Below are 1,052 nucleotides of genomic sequence, written 5' to 3'. Positions count from 1 at the left end.
CTGATGCTGTCTCCACCGGCCAGTGCCCGATAGGAAGCACCTGCTGCAAGTTTGTTCAGTATCATTTGCCGGTAGTCTTTTGAGTATGCCATATGTGGTATTGTGCTAAATTTAATTTTTTTTTGACTATTGAAGTCGTAGAATACGCCGTCGCGCAAAGCGGCTTCGGTAACCATCATTTTTTTGATTTCCAATTCTTCAAACGCGGCCATCATTACGGCCAAGCCGCCGGTGAAGACTTCCACACGCTCCGTTTTCAGACCGTTGAATTTGGCTTTTTTCACCGAACCGGCAGCGATGATGCGGCCGGCCAGTTTTTTCATGCCGTCGTAAGTGATGTCGGATTCCTGCGGGTATTCGGCAGCCAATACATCACGGATGGATTTGGCCGAACCGGAAGTACCAACGGCGAAATCCCAACCGGTGCGCCTCATCATTTTGCTGATGCGTTGGATTTCGTTACGCGCGGCGGAAATGGCGGCTTGAAAATCTTTGGCGGTAGTTCCTCGTCCCGGATGGTACCAATGGCACTGGTCCCGTTCTTCAAGTGCCAATCATACCGCCCATAACAGATTCCACCCTTGGGCACATAACCGTAAGGCCTATGGTGGGCATGCTTGAAACCACCCTCATCAAGATAAACAATCTTTTGTTTCTGTTCTGTAAAAACAGCCGGCCGCTTTAAGAATTCTACTCTTTTTCCTGTGTCTGTCTACAGGTGTTGTACTTTTGGCCTACTGGATATTTGAGATGATTTTCCATCCCCAATCCTATTCCAAGCTACTAAAATATCTTCTGACAAATATAATCTTACCCCCTCTTCCCAAGCCCGGAGGGCATCAGGTTTTGGTCTTTAATTCAGTGAATTTCCCCTCTATAGCTGTTTTACTAAATAACAGGCACAGAAATCTCCAAATGCCGTCACTCCCGCCTGTGCGGGAATGACGGATTTCAGGTTTCAGACGGCATGGGAAAAACTTGTACTCATTTTTAAGTCAAACGGCAATAGCCGGTTCAGAAATACCATGACACCGAACCCGCGGCCGAAGGAT

1 pseudogene is annotated in these 1,052 nt (G+C 47.6%); it reads right to left on the bottom strand.

From position 1 onward, the window contains the following. A pseudogene (locus tag C7N83_RS13950) lies at positions 1–500 on the bottom strand (Ppx/GppA phosphatase family protein); the annotation flags it as partial. Between the last annotated feature and the right edge of the window lie 552 nt (positions 501–1,052).

It is taken from the genome of Neisseria iguanae (assembly GCF_003013245.1).
Lineage (GTDB): Bacteria > Pseudomonadota > Gammaproteobacteria > Burkholderiales > Neisseriaceae > Neisseria > Neisseria iguanae.
The sequence above is the reverse complement of the archived record's forward strand: the minus strand, read 5'-3'. Positions and strand labels throughout refer to the sequence as shown.